We start from the raw sequence: 252 nt of genomic DNA, 5'->3' as shown, positions 1-252 counted from the left end.
CGCGATTCTATCGGACGGTGTCATCAGACACTGGACTCTCATTTAAGGGCACGCCGATCGAGCGAGCATTCGCTAAAGGCTTGCCTGCACGCTGCTAAGGTACCAAAGCTGACCGAGGTGACGAGGCAGGTGGCGCCGACGACCGGGAGGAACAATCGTGCGCTGCGCCGGTAGTTCAATCGATATGCATCCTGCCTCGACGCGCCAACGTTAAAGTGCGCGCGCGCCGAGCTCAATTGTACCGAGGTAAGC

1 protein-coding gene is annotated in these 252 nt (G+C 59.1%); it reads right to left on the bottom strand.

What is annotated here, in order from left to right:
• Positions 1 to 38: 38 nt before the first annotated feature.
• The coding region (locus KJQ96_RS39365; protein WP_213291258.1) for a hypothetical protein at positions 39 to 252 on the bottom strand (214 nt) is incomplete at its 5' end.

The organism is Bradyrhizobium sp. sGM-13 (assembly GCF_018398875.1).
Taxonomy (GTDB): Bacteria; Pseudomonadota; Alphaproteobacteria; order Rhizobiales; family Xanthobacteraceae; genus Bradyrhizobium.
This window is presented reverse-complemented; position numbering and strand designations above follow the sequence as displayed.